2 protein-coding genes are annotated in these 1,362 nt (G+C 50.6%); one reads left to right on the top strand and one right to left on the bottom strand.

Annotated elements, in window-relative coordinates; all coding sequences use genetic code 11:
- A partial coding sequence (locus P5683_RS24870) for a Uma2 family endonuclease (RefSeq protein ID WP_315641205.1) occupies positions 1 to 605 on the bottom strand: 605 nt, incomplete at its 3' end.
- A 138-nt stretch (positions 606 to 743) separates the two neighbouring features.
- Between P5683_RS24870 and P5683_RS24865 the strand changes: the two genes are divergently transcribed.
- Positions 744 to 1,334: a Uma2 family endonuclease gene (locus P5683_RS24865; protein WP_315642542.1), complete on the top strand. Its 591-nt coding sequence runs from the start codon at positions 744 to 746 to the stop codon at positions 1,332 to 1,334.
- Positions 1,335 to 1,362: the final 28 nt, after the last annotated feature.

The following is a 1,362-nucleotide window of genomic DNA, read 5'->3' as shown; positions in this document are numbered from 1 at the left end:
TGTTCGGCTCGCGAGCGCTCCTGTTGTAATTGTTGCTCGATTTCCAGGGGAGAAGAAAACGGCTGACCCTGGGGATTATAAAGTGTTAACGTCTCCTCGGATAACTCAAATCGAACTTGCAGGCGGGGACTCACCCAATTCTGCATTTCCTCAATCATAGCCAGACGATCGCCCGAACGGATACACCCGCTCAAATCATTGTTTTCCGGGTCATAAATATAATATTCCTCCACCCCATAGTGTTCGTAAAATAACAACTTCCGAGTCAGTTCTCCCGGTCGGTTCCCCGGAGACAGAATTTCCAACACCACCTGGGGGGCGATCGCCTTTTCTTTCCACTGTTGGTAAGAACCCCGGTCTCCCTTCTCTACCCCAAACACCACCATAACATCGGGCGCTTGGCGTATCTTATTATTCCCTTCCACCGGATACCAGAGTAAATCCCCCGCCACAAACACATCCGCCTGTAGGGCAAATAACCACGCCAGATTGTGATATATGGTCATAATCCAGCGAAACTGAATCGTATTCTCGGCCATCGGTTTACCGTCAGAATCAGGATAGATAATTTCATGCTGAGTTGCTATTTTTGGCTGAGAAACCATTGCTCATCTCCCTCTCAACTCATCTGGTGTTTCCCTCTCTGGGAATATGATAACCCAATCCTAAGCAAATGCCAGGATTTCCCAGCATCTGGCAAGTTACCATGAAGAATATCCGCCCACATTCCCGGAGGAAATCTGATGCACAGCACTCTCACGCTGCAACTCCCCCCTTCCACGGTTCTCCACATCACCCTGGAACAATTCCAGGCGATCGCCGCCGCCAACCCCGATTTAAGATTGGAACGCACAGCTACAGGAGAATTGATTGTGAACCCACCCACCGGAAGCGAATCGGGAAAAAGAAATAGCCGCATTATCGGACAACTCGATCGCTGGGATGAAACCCACGAAAACTTGGGTGTTGCTTTTGACTCCTCGACGGGATTTATCCTCCCCAATGGTGCGATCCGTTCCCCTGATGCTTCTTGGGTGAGTCGCCCCCGTTGGGAGGCGCTGACACCCGATATGCGTCGCGGTTTCGCTCCTTTATGTCCTGACTTCGTGGTGGAATTGCGATCGCCTACCGATAGCTTATCCCTACTGCGAGAAAAGATGGGGGAATATTTGGAAAATGGAGCCCGACTGGGATGGTTGATTGACCCCCAAAATCGACGGGTAGAAATCTACCGCCCCGGACAAGAAATCGAAGTTTTGCCGGAGCCCACAGAACTCTCAGGCGGCGATGTCTTGCCGGGATTTGTTTTGAGACTTAATCGGATTTGGGGATGAGAATTGCCTGGCTTTTTAGTAGGGCGAT

The sequence above is a fragment of the Limnospira sp. PMC 1279.21 genome, assembly GCF_032349615.1.
GTDB lineage: Bacteria > Cyanobacteriota > Cyanobacteriia > Cyanobacteriales > Microcoleaceae > Limnospira > Limnospira fusiformis.
Note: the sequence above shows the minus strand (reverse complement) of the source record. Positions and strands in the feature narration are given on the sequence as shown.